The sequence below is a fragment of the Bacillus sp. SIMBA_154 genome (assembly GCF_046536015.1).
In the GTDB taxonomy this organism is placed as follows: Bacteria; Bacillota; Bacilli; order Bacillales; family Bacillaceae; genus Bacillus; species Bacillus pumilus_P.
In genome coordinates this window covers 1-249 of sequence record NZ_JAWJBV010000499.1, presented here as the reverse complement: position 1 = coordinate 249, position 249 = coordinate 1, and the positions used below count along the sequence as shown (strand labels likewise).

Annotated in this window: 1 protein-coding gene; it reads right to left on the bottom strand. The window is 65.5% G+C overall.

What is annotated here, in order from left to right:
• Nucleotides 1–249: hypothetical protein (locus R0K30_RS22900; protein WP_410613252.1), on the bottom strand; the 249-nt coding region annotated here is incomplete at both ends.

Sequence of the window (249 nt, the reverse complement as noted above, 5' to 3'; positions counted from 1 at the left end):
GAGGTGGCCGAGCATCACTGAGTCCGCTCGTGTCAACGGTATCCCCAGGTCGGTGATCTGGGGAGGCAACTGCGGTTCCTCCCCGACAGCATCCACGCCCTCGTCCGAATCGGGAATCAGCGCAAGCGCGGTGATGAGATCGAAGTCGGGCACCTGCAGATGGTGATCCGTGTGCGTCTGATAGAGCTCGCCCAGGCTGAGGATCGAGTCCTCGCCGGCGGTTCCGTTCGCCTCGGGGCCGGTCGCGCC